The sequence below is a fragment of the Caballeronia sp. AZ10_KS36 genome (assembly GCF_023631105.1).
In the GTDB taxonomy this organism is placed as follows: domain Bacteria; phylum Pseudomonadota; class Gammaproteobacteria; order Burkholderiales; family Burkholderiaceae; genus Caballeronia.
This window is the reverse complement of record NZ_JALQDQ010000092.1, coordinates 1-246: the sequence shown is the minus strand read 5'-3', so window position 1 is coordinate 246 and position 246 is coordinate 1. Positions and strand designations below refer to the sequence as shown.

Annotated in this window: 1 pseudogene; it reads right to left on the bottom strand. The window is 58.5% G+C overall.

Going from position 1 to position 246, the window contains the following annotated elements:
- Positions 1-246 (bottom strand): annotated as a pseudogene (locus tag NCR35_RS29855) (IS5/IS1182 family transposase); the annotation flags it as partial.

Genomic DNA, 246 nt, shown 5'->3' with positions numbered 1-246 from the left:
ATCATGTGGTTCTTAAGGTCTACAGCCGTTTGTACGTTATAGCCGACCATTCCCGTGCCGCGCCCACTGGTCGCCATTGAGCGAGCGTCCGGATCCGTTAGCGAGATTTGGCCATCGGGCGCCGCGCGCATTCGCACTTCAATCTCGCCGAGCTTCTGCACTTGCGCCTTGAGACTCTGGATCTTCTCTTTCAAATGGGGGATGCGTTCATCCGGCAAGCTCGTCGGCTCTCGATCGGCCCGGTCT